Genomic DNA, 744 nt, shown 5'->3' on the forward strand with positions numbered 1-744 from the left:
GCTCGTCGTTGGCCAACAACGGGCAGAAAACAAAAAAAAAACAATTAAAATTAAATGCTATTTATGTTTCGGTCGTTGTGCTCGGCACTAGGGGGGTTAAGGGGAGGTGACGATGGGCACCATTTGTTCGCGGGGCTGTTGCTGTTCCGGCTTCGAAGACGCAGCCTCAGGTTGCTTAGCGGGTCCGGTTTTCGTGATCGGTACGATCCTTTCGCCGGCATTAGGTGGAGGTCGTTTCGGCGCCGTGACGGTGAGCACGCCGTCGGAAGACAACGTGCTGACCAGGTCGTTGACCTCGTATCCGGTCGGCAGGATGTACCGGCGGGTGAACTGACGGGAAATGAAGCCGTGCTCGTCCTGTTTCTCCTCGTGCTTGCCTTCGACGACAACCGTGTTGTTCGACGCCTTGACCGTGATCTCGTCTGGAGTGAATTGCTGAACGTCTAAAATAACCTCAAATTTCTCTTTCGTCAAATTGATCGTCGAAGAAGATTCCTGCCTGGCTAAGCTCGCCCTCCAAGGTCTGAAGTATGAATTTCTGAAGAGCGAGGTCGAGGGGAATGAACTGATGGAGGATAACAGATCGTCCTTCTTCAGACCCATGCCGAAGTGCTGGTCCAGTAGTCTGGAGGGGCGCTCGATACGCTCCCAGTCATCCCACCAATCGCGAAACATCATTGGTACTATCGACATCTTTTTTATTTAAAGTTCGTTGTGAGCGCGCGCTGCTCTTCTCGTGTGCTC

At 52.6% G+C, this 744-nt stretch carries 1 protein-coding gene; it reads right to left on the reverse strand.

Annotated features, from left to right (window positions below; genetic code table 11):
• Nucleotides 1–96: 96 nt before the first annotated feature.
• Nucleotides 97–678, reverse strand: a complete 582-nt coding sequence (locus F0L68_RS45740) for an Hsp20 family protein (protein ID WP_188317136.1) — start codon at nucleotides 676–678, stop codon at nucleotides 97–99.
• Nucleotides 679–744: the final 66 nt, after the last annotated feature.

The sequence above is a fragment of the Solihabitans fulvus genome (assembly GCF_008386585.1).
GTDB classification, from domain to species: Bacteria; Actinomycetota; Actinomycetes; order Mycobacteriales; family Pseudonocardiaceae; genus Solihabitans; species Solihabitans fulvus.

Coding starts and splice junctions, on each gene's coding strand:
- F0L68_RS45740 (WP_188317136.1), bottom strand. CDS start 678: ATGATGTTTCGCGATTGGTGGGATGACTGGGAGCGTATCGAGCGCCCC.